Annotated in this window: 7 protein-coding genes and 1 pseudogene; 5 read left to right on the forward strand and 3 right to left on the reverse strand. The window is 62.7% G+C overall.

The genetic code is table 11. From position 1 onward, the window contains the following. From ACZY0B_RS26245 to ACZY0B_RS26255, 3 genes and pseudogenes are all read left to right on the forward strand, one after another. Positions 1-554, forward strand: a pseudogene (locus ACZY0B_RS26245) (CDP-glucose 4,6-dehydratase); the annotation flags it as partial. After that, positions 551-1,102, forward strand: a complete 552-nt coding sequence (locus ACZY0B_RS26250) for a dTDP-4-dehydrorhamnose 3,5-epimerase family protein (protein WP_463767162.1) — start codon at positions 551-553, stop codon at positions 1,100-1,102. The pseudogene ACZY0B_RS26245 and the gene ACZY0B_RS26250, both read left to right, overlap by 4 nt. After that, a complete protein-coding gene (locus ACZY0B_RS26255; protein ID WP_463767163.1) occupies positions 1,099-2,322 on the forward strand; it encodes a class I SAM-dependent methyltransferase in 1,224 nt (407 codons plus the stop codon). Before ACZY0B_RS26250 ends, ACZY0B_RS26255 begins: the two co-directional genes overlap by 4 nt. Before the next feature lie 99 nt (positions 2,323-2,421). Here the strand turns inward: ACZY0B_RS26255 and ACZY0B_RS26260 are convergent, their stop codons facing one another. Together ACZY0B_RS26260 and ACZY0B_RS26265 are read right to left on the reverse strand one after the other, a co-directional pair. Beyond that, positions 2,422-3,252, reverse strand: a complete 831-nt coding sequence (locus ACZY0B_RS26260) for an NAD-dependent epimerase/dehydratase family protein (RefSeq protein WP_463767164.1) — start codon at positions 3,250-3,252, stop codon at positions 2,422-2,424. A gap of 36 nt (positions 3,253-3,288) precedes the next feature. Then, positions 3,289-4,176, reverse strand: a complete 888-nt coding sequence (locus ACZY0B_RS26265; protein WP_463767166.1) for a glycosyltransferase family 2 protein — start codon at positions 4,174-4,176, stop codon at positions 3,289-3,291. A gap of 583 nt (positions 4,177-4,759) precedes the next feature. Here ACZY0B_RS26265 and ACZY0B_RS26270 point away from each other — a divergent pair. Beyond that, the gene (locus ACZY0B_RS26270) at positions 4,760-5,404 is read left to right on the forward strand and encodes a class I SAM-dependent methyltransferase (RefSeq protein WP_463767167.1); all 645 of its coding nucleotides are present in this window, start codon (positions 4,760-4,762) and stop codon (positions 5,402-5,404) included. A gap of 57 nt (positions 5,405-5,461) precedes the next feature. Beyond that, positions 5,462-5,968 carry a GtrA family protein gene (locus ACZY0B_RS26275; protein ID WP_463767168.1) on the forward strand — a complete coding sequence of 169 codons (507 nt, stop codon included), beginning with the start codon at positions 5,462-5,464 and terminating at the stop codon, positions 5,966-5,968. A gap of 21 nt (positions 5,969-5,989) precedes the next feature. Here the strand turns inward: ACZY0B_RS26275 and ACZY0B_RS26280 are convergent. Continuing rightward, the coding region (locus tag ACZY0B_RS26280) for a hypothetical protein (protein WP_463767169.1) at positions 5,990-7,078 on the reverse strand (1,089 nt) is incomplete at its 5' end.

Here is a 7,078-nt window from a genome sequence, read left to right on the forward strand (position 1 = left end):
AACAGCCGTCGGCCCCGCTGCTCGCAACCGCCCGGGGCGGCAACGTGATTGGCGGTGGCGACTGGTCTGAGGACCGCCTGATTCCCGACCTGGTGCGTTCGGTGACCGCCGGCGAACCGCTGGTCATTCGCTCGCCGCACGCCACGCGACCCTGGCAGCATGTGTTGGATTGCCTCAGTGGGTATCTGCTGCTCGGCCAGCGACTGCTGGGGGGCGATGCGACTTGCGCCGATGCGTGGAACTTTGGTCCCGATGGAGAAGGGAACCGGACGGTAGAGCAGGTACTTCAACAGCTTGCCGGCACCTGGCCGCGGCTTCGGTGGCAGGTCACCTCCGATCCACAGCCGCACGAGGCGGGCCTGCTGCAACTCGACAGCGCCAAGGCGAGGATGCAGTTGGGATGGCGTCCGGTCTGGAATCTTGAAAAGGCGATCCATCACACGGCCGACTGGTATCGCGTGTTGCTGGAATCGGGTGAGTTGCCGAGCGTCGAGGAACTGAGCGCCTACATCGCCGATGCAGTCAACGCGGGCCTGGGTTGGGCGACGGCATGAATATCTCGGACACCCCGCTGGCCGATCTGAAGCTCGTGCAGTCAGTGCCGCATCGCGATGACCGCGGCGCGTTCACCCGCCTGTTCTGCGCGGAGGAACTGCAGCCCGTGCTGGGCCGGCGCCAGATTGTGCAGATCAATCACTCCCGAACCAGCCGCGCCGGAGCCGTGCGCGGCATGCATTTCCAACGCCCACCGCACGCGGAAATGAAGATGATCCGGTGCCTACGCGGGCTGGTCTGGGACGTCGCGGTCGACCTGCGTGCGGGATCCTCCACGTTTTTGCAGTGGCACGCCCAGGAACTGGCACAAGACGACGCCCAAATGCTGGTCATCCCAGAAGGTTTCGCCCACGGCTTCCAGGTCCTGGAATCCGAAAGCGAATTGCTCTATCTGCACACGGCGTTCTATCACCCGCCTTCCGAAGGCGGGCTACGTCACGACGACCCACGGCTCGCCATCGCGTGGCCTTTGCCGCCACAGGATCTTTCCCCTCGTGACCTTTCCCATCCGCTGCTGAATGCCGATTTCACCGGAGTCGTGTTATGAAATGCCGACACTGCGGCATGGCGTTGGAGCACAGCTTTGTCGACCTGGGCTTCGCGCCCCCCTCGAACGCCTACCTGCATGCCGGGGATCTGTCTAACCCGGAGGTGCACTACCCGCTGCGCGTTAACGTATGCCACCGGTGCTGGCTGGTGCAGACCGAGGACTACGCCCGCGCCGAGGAATTGTTCAGCGCGGACTACGCCTACTTCTCCAGCACCTCGAGCAGTTGGCTCGAGCACGCGTCTGCGTACGCAAGCATGATCACCGAGCGCTTGCAGCTTGGGGCCGAGAGCTTTGTCACCGAGGTGGCCTCCAACGATGGCTATCTACTGAAAAACTTTGTGGCAGCAGGTATCCCGTGCCTGGGCATCGAGCCGACGGCGAGCACCGCCGAGGCTGCCGAGGCGCTGGGAATCCCCGTCACGCGGGAATTCTTTGGCGAAGCATTGGGGCGTCGACTGGCTGGTGAAGGACGGTCGGCGGACCTGATTGCGGGCAACAACGTGTATGCGCATGTGCCCGACATCAATGACTTCACCCGCGGATTGGCTGCCGCGCTGAAGCCCGAAGGCACTGTCACACTTGAATTTCCCCACCTCGTCCCATTGATCGAACAGACCCAGTTCGACACCATCTACCACGAGCATTTCTCTTACCTGTCGCTCACCACGGTGGCCCGCATCTTTTCCGCAGCCGGCTTGCGAGTGTGGGATGTCGAGGAACTGCCAACGCACGGCAACAGCCTGCGGGTGTATGGCTGCCACACCGAGGCGGCCATCGCCACTACCGATCGCGTCGATGCCCTGCTCGCGCGCGAGGACGAGTTCGGGGTGAACCGGCTGGAGACCTACACCGAATTCCAGAAGCGTGCGGATCGGGTGAAGGACGATCTGTTGGCCTTCCTGATCGAGCAGAAGCGCGCCGGCCGGCGGGTGGCGGCCTACGGAGCCGCCGCGAAGGGTAATACCTTGTTGAACTACGCAGGTGTCAGGCCGGACTTGCTGCCCTACGTATGTGATGCCGCCAAATCCAAGCAGGGGAAATTCCTGCCGGGAAGCCATATTCCGATCCTCCCGCCCGAGGCATTGTGGGAAAATTCGCCAGACTACGTGGTGATCTTGCCCAGGAACATCGCCCAAGAAGTGCGGACGCAGTTGAAGGATCTTGCCGAGGGAGGCGCGAGTTTCGTGACCGTGGTGCCGGAATTGAGCTTCCTGTGAAGCCCCGTATTGCTTACACCAAGCCATCGATCACCGAGCTCGAGGTGCGGTAGAGCACTACTGCCACCCTGCATTCAGTTCGGGAGATCGCCACACTCATCACACGCCCTGTCGCACCCCGACGACCCGCGGTGGATCGAATTTATTCTCCGGCCTCGCTCCAAAACGCAGCAGCTCGCGCCGACCGTACTCGTCGGCAACCTTTTCGGCCAGTTGTCGGACCGTCATCCCTTCACCTGAGCAGATGTTTACCGCGCCTTGCTGTTGTCCCAGCGCTACATCGGCGATCATCCGAGCAGCGTCTTTGACATCGAGGAAATCGCGGACTTGATCGCCGCGCGTGAGCAGCACTTCTTGCCCTGCTTCCAGTTGTCCGCGAATGTACGGCACCAGCCGCCGCTCATCCTCACCTTCCCCGTACAGGTAAAAGATCCGACACCACGCAAAGGTCATGTCCTCCGGTCCGAAAAGACAGCTAAGGACCTGAAAAGCCGATGCTTTGCAGGCGGCATACAAAGTATTCGGAACCAAAGGGGTATCAATCGTCATTAGGCCTGCGGACACGTCGTACTCCGCACAGGTTCCGACACCAACGAATCGCTTGCCCCCCACCGCCGCGAATGCCGAGGCGAGATTGAGTGTGCCGGAAAGGCATGCCAGGTTCAGTGGCGACGTGAGGTATTTGCCCGGCTCTGCGTACCAAGCTGCGTGCAGCAAGGTTTCCGAACCCTTGAGCAACTCTTCCAATCGGCTGGTCGACTCTGCAAATAAGTCAGGCGTCTGTGCCACCTCTAGAGCTCGACTTGCCGGGATACCGCGCAACTTTGACGGATCTCGAACGAGAACCCTCACCGAGCAGCCCCGTTCCAGGAGGTTATGCAGAATCTGCCTTCCGACGAATCCGGTTGCTCCGGTTAAGATTACGGTCATCTAACAGTCATCGCCGTGTCAGAGTGCGGTCAGCAATTAACGTATCGTGCTCGCGCCGTGCGGGCTGCCAGCCGGGACGGCACTGGGTCGCATCCGCCGGCCAAGCCAGCGGTACACCGCATGCCGTGCGACGGCGTTCAAACGTGCTCGAATGCTGCCGATCAGCAGGCACCGTCGATCGAGCAGCCCTGGGTTCTCAGCAGCCAACGCGCGGAAGAAGTCGATGACCTGACTGGCCTGGGTCTGTATTTGCATCCGCGCACTCGCCTGAGATGCGTTGACGCGAAATGCCCAGAGCGACCGGGGAACTGCGACGACAGAGCCATTGCTTTGAAGTAACACCGCGGAAAAGGTCGTCAGATCCAGGAGGTATGGGAAGCGGGGATCCCAACCACCGGCTGCGAGCAGGGCGGTGCGTCTCAACAAGACCGACGGCGGCTCGCCGAAGATGTTGGTGCCAGCTAGCGCGCTGTGCCGGATAGCTTCAGCGCCGGAGACTTCACCGCGTAGTCCGGCCAATCCCCGGTTCCGCAGCACGATCCTTCCGCTGGCATCGATGACGTCTTTGGAGCTGACAGCCATTACCGCGGACGGGTGCGCGGTCAATTCCCTGACCAGCACCTCGAGGTTATCGGGGTAGAGCACATCGTCGGCGCAGACCAACTTTACGAACTCGCCAGTGGCGAGACCGGTGACGTGGTTGAAGTTCTCCGGTCCTGGGATGGTGGAAGGCAATCTAGTCAAACGGACCCGGGGGTCGTCGGTGTAACGCTGTAGGGCCTCCCAGGTACCGTCGGTCGATGCGTTGTCGGAAACCACCAGCTCGAAGTCGCGGAAAGTCTGCGCCAAGATCGATTGCACGGTCGCATCAACGAACGCGACGCCGTTATACACCGGCACGACGACCGACACCAATGGCGTCAAGACATTGCCTCCTGCTGCTTGGCCAGGCCGAATTGGACGGGGTTACGGCCGGGTCGAACCGCCCCGATAATCGAACCAGCTGTGGGTCACGGGCTGTAACTTAGTTCCTGACTTATCCTGCCGCCAGGCTTCTCGCATATCGTGCGGCATATCCCCGGTAGTCGCCCGGATATTGCAAAGATGTGCCGACACCGCGAACATCGTTTGCTGCAACTGGAGTACGAGACATGATAACTTTCAGTGCTGTGCCGGCATATGAGACTGCGGTGTCGAGGAGGAACCTGGCTGAGACCCAGCTCGTTTGCGGTCAGCCTGCTCCGATGGGGGCATTGCCGAGATGAGCCTCCTGACCGCTGTGAAAGCCCGGTTGGGGAGGCCTGTGCTGCTTAACTTGCGCCCGTTGCGCGACCGACGGGCCGACGAGGCCGGCCGCTGCGTGGCCTGCGGCTCCGATACCACTTTCGCCTTCAATTCCTGGACCATCCCAGACGAAATGCACGCTTTTTGGGCTGAACCCAGCGTGTCGCGCGCCTACACGCGACGCGAAAGCACGTTCTGCCGTTTCTGTTGCAGCAACGGGAGAGTGCGACGGATCGCCGAGGTTCTCGTCGATCTCTACGGTCCACGCGGGTGTGGGTCGTTTGCTGAACTGGTCGAGGATCCCGCGTTCCGCGAGCTCGACGTCGCCGAGATAAACACAATCGGCTCGCTCGGATCGCTGCACGCCTTGCTGCGGCGGCTGCCGCGGCTCGCGTTCTCCGACTACCGGGGACCGGATCGCCTGGGCGAGGTTATCGACGGTGCCCGCAACGAAGACATCTGTCGCCTGACTTACCCCGATGCTGCCTTCGACATCGTCCTGTCGTCTGACACGTTGGAGCATGTCCCCGACTTCCGGGCCGCGCTGGCCGAAACGCGGAGGGTGCTACGGCCTGGAGGGCGCCATATCTTCACCGTGCCGGTCCTGTGGATGCGCGCGACCACGGAAGTACGGGCCCGGATAGGCGACGACGGCGAGATTGAGCACCTGATGCCGGCCCTCTACCACGGTAGGGGCAGTGGCGCTTACCGCTACATACCGGTCGGGGTCGATATGCTGGCATTCACCGAATTCGGGCGCGACATCATCGATTACGTGCGCGAGGCAGGTTTCGAGCCTGAGGTTTATGAGGGCGCCGACGACGGCACAGGCGCCGAGATGGTATTCGCGGGGCGCGTCCCCGAGTGACTGCGAGTGGCATGCACGCAGACGCACCTGCGGTGATCCCGGAGCAGATCACCCCGAATGACTGAATTCGACCTGCCGCCCGAATCGGCACCGCCGGGGCCGCTGATCCGGCTCGTCCACGACCAGCGCGTGGCATTTCTGTTGGTCGGAGGCATCAACACCATCGTCGGATTCGGGCTCTTTGTCGCTTGCTCGGAGACTGTTGGCCACGTCACCGACCGCCGATTCGGCACGGTCGCCGGGTCGCTGGTGACGGTCGGCGTATCGCATGTATTGAGCGTGCTATTCGCGTTCGTGATGCATCGCCGATTAGTGTTCCGCGTTCGCGGCCACGTGCTGCGCGACCTGGTGCGTTTCGAGAGCGTCTACCTCACCTCGTTCGGCATCAACGCCGTCGCCTTGACAGGGCTCGTCGAACTCGGCGTGCACCGTATTCCGGCGCAAGCAATCGTCTTCCTGCCCACCCTGCTGCTGAATTATGTTGGCCACCGGTACTTTTCGTTCCGACGCAGCGCCGCCGACACTCACACCGCCGACGCTCAAGACGAGACGTCGCGCACCTAGGGGCCGCCCGCGGGATGCGGATCAGGTCGTGGTCGTGGTCGTGGTCGTGGAGGCAGGCTCAGGCGACATCGGTGTTGCTGCGGCGTCCGTCGACGTATCGGTAGCCGGCTTGCGCGCGTACGTGACGATGATGACCGCCAGCGTCACGAGCCATAGCGTCGGCACCAGCGTCGCCGTGGTGAGCACCGTCAGCTCTTGTATCGGCGGGCCGTCCTTGCGATACAGCAGCACCTGCATGGGCGGACTCGGCAGAGCGATTGTCGCGATGGTGAGCGCCGTTGACAGGCTCACCCAGATGCCGACAGTACGATAGCGGCCGGCGACAGTCGCTAGCCGCTCGAAGATCCCCGAGCCCGGCGGCGCGTCTGGATCGCGCACCAGTAGTGCCGCGATCGGTAATGCGAACACGAAGTAGTAGCTGATCGCGATCATGGGGAACAGGGCTGCGGTAACCAGCAGCACGATGCCCGCCATGACCGGCGGGATGCGCCGGCCAAGAGCCAGCACGGCGACGACGACAAGGACGAGGATCACGTACCCGATCAGCGCTCGTGGACCGGCCAGGTAGCCGTCGGGCATTTTGCCGCCTGTCTGCATGAACATCAGAATGTCGGGCGCCAACAGCAGCGATCTGCTGAACGAGACGTTTGAGGTAGCGAAAGCCCCGACGCTGCCGCCTCCGTAGCCAAGCGTGCTGGCAGCCGATTGCATGATGGTGTGCGGAAAGTCCTGCGGCCACAACAGATATGCGGCGGCGTTGAGAACCACGGCGCCGCCGATGGCGATGCCGCCCCACCGCCACTGGCGGGCGGCGAACAGCACGATCGCCAGAACAACGAACTGCGGTTTCAACAGGGCAGCCAGCACGACCATCACCGCGACGAGTCCCCACCGTTGCCGAACCAGTGCGATCAGGAACACCAGGCCGACCGGGGCCAAGAAACCGACCGAGTTCGCCCTATCGATCACCGACCACACCGGCACGGCCGCGGCGCCGCATGCCACGAAAACCACGATCCGCTCGAGACCACGAGCGCCCCGAGCCGCCCAGACGGCGGGCGACAGGACCGCGATCGTCAAGGTCAGCAGGTAGCCCAACACCCCTATGAC

Source organism: Mycobacterium sp. IDUB_19, assembly GCF_055419445.1.

What these genes read in the sequence shown, in the direction of transcription:
- ACZY0B_RS26275 (WP_463767168.1), top strand. Translation starts at nt 5,462, where the DNA reads ATGACTGAATTCGACCTGCCGCCCGAATCGGCACCGCCGGGGCCGCTG.
- ACZY0B_RS26250 (WP_463767162.1), top strand. Translation starts at nt 551, where the DNA reads ATGAATATCTCGGACACCCCGCTGGCCGATCTGAAGCTCGTGCAGTCA.
- ACZY0B_RS26260 (WP_463767164.1), bottom strand. Translation starts at nt 3,252, where the DNA reads ATGACCGTAATCTTAACCGGAGCAACCGGATTCGTCGGAAGGCAGATT.
- ACZY0B_RS26255 (WP_463767163.1), top strand. Translation starts at nt 1,099, where the DNA reads ATGAAATGCCGACACTGCGGCATGGCGTTGGAGCACAGCTTTGTCGAC.